The organism is Brucella grignonensis (assembly GCF_002252505.1).
GTDB lineage: Bacteria > Pseudomonadota > Alphaproteobacteria > Rhizobiales > Rhizobiaceae > Brucella > Brucella grignonensis.
This window is the reverse complement of record NZ_NNRL01000002.1, coordinates 1-982: the sequence shown is the minus strand read 5'-3', so window position 1 is coordinate 982 and position 982 is coordinate 1. Positions and strand designations below refer to the sequence as shown.

The window sequence follows — 982 nt, the reverse complement described above, 5'->3', positions numbered from 1 at the left end:
ACTTCTTGCCGTCCTCCAGGCAGATCAGGAAATCCGGTGTGACGGATCTGCGGACGGGAACGGCCGGGACTGGCCTTTCTTCCGCCTGTTCGGGCGCCTTCGCCCCCGCGAGCCGGCGATGGCGGCATGCGTGTCGGCAATGAGCCGCAGAAGCTCAGCCATGGGTACGGAATTGCTGCTGACGTAGGCGGCAACGATCTCTGTGGTCTGGCCGATCAAATCGGCTTCCGGCTTTGGATTGTCTTCATTCATGGTGTTGCCCAGGCAGGGATTTTCTTAAGGACGCCACGATAGTGGCAACATCGGCGGTACAGGAAGAACCGCTCCTCGCAAAGACCTTGATGAAGCTGGCTTGCACCAGCCGCGGGTGTCGGAGACATGAATCCGCGAGGGTTCGTGCTGGAAATGCAGCTCCGGCGCAAAAACCACCTCCCGCTCTTATCGGCTTATTTCCCTTGTTCCAGCCCGGACCTTGTCGATCAACCCGCGAGGGGTCGGACTACGCAAGCGTGCCGCCGCTTATGGCTTCGCCAACGCGGTGATCGCGGTCCGGGCCGGAACCGACGGGCGCCTGTCGAGCGGGGAATGGTCCCCGCAGCTACGGGAGCCACACAATGTCGCAAGAACTCAGCCTCGCTCAGAACAATGCCTGGAACCTCGCGCGCACCCTGATGACGCCAGTCATCCTCTTCAAGGTCGATGAAGACGCATACGGCGTTCTTCCTGCCGGCGACCTCGATGACGACGAGGTCAACGCCCTCTACTTTTACGACCCCTACACGGGTGGCCAGCCGGTTCATTGAACCGGCTCTCGTCCGGCGTGCCGCTTACGAGCGGCAGGCCGCAAGGGAAGCTGCGCCGCGGCAGGAGCCGCGCCCTTGCCCCCTTTGCTCTTCGCGCGCTCGCTAAGGTGTTCCGCGAAGTGTGCGGAGAAGATAAACTGAACGAAAGGTCGGCCGGAAGGCGGCCGGGAGAAAAGAAT

At 62.0% G+C, this 982-nt stretch carries 1 protein-coding gene and 1 pseudogene; one reads left to right on the top strand and one right to left on the bottom strand.

Features of this window, described 5'->3' with window-relative positions:
- Window positions 1-162 (bottom strand): annotated as a pseudogene (locus tag CEV33_RS24725) (MucR family transcriptional regulator); the annotation flags it as partial.
- A 452-nt stretch (window positions 163-614) separates the two neighbouring features.
- On the opposite strand from CEV33_RS24725, the gene CEV33_RS00015 reads away from it, so the two are divergent.
- A complete protein-coding gene (locus CEV33_RS00015; protein WP_094538627.1) occupies window positions 615-803 on the top strand; it encodes a hypothetical protein in 189 nt (62 codons plus the stop codon).
- Window positions 804-982: the final 179 nt, after the last annotated feature.